Raw genomic sequence first — 252 nt, 5'->3', positions numbered from 1 at the left:
TTGAGCGTGCTACTGAAACGCCCTATTCGGACTCGCTTTCGCTACGGCTCCCCCACACGGGTTAACCTCGCAACACACCGCAAACTCGCAGGCTCATTCTTCAAAAGGCACGCAGTCACGAGATGCCAAGCAAGCTCGACATCCGACGCTCCCACGGCTTGTAGGCACACGGTTTCAGGTACTATTTCACTCCGCTCCCGCGGTACTTTTCACCATTCCCTCACGGTACTATCCGCTATCGGTCACCAGGGA

General features: G+C 56.3%; 1 rRNA gene. It reads right to left on the bottom strand.

Annotated features, from left to right (window positions below):
• Positions 1–252, bottom strand: a 23S ribosomal RNA gene (locus AC13HU_RS38425); the annotation flags it as partial.

This window comes from Streptomyces sp. NH27 (assembly GCF_056859195.1).
Note: the sequence above shows the minus strand (reverse complement) of the source record. Positions and strands in the feature narration are given on the sequence as shown.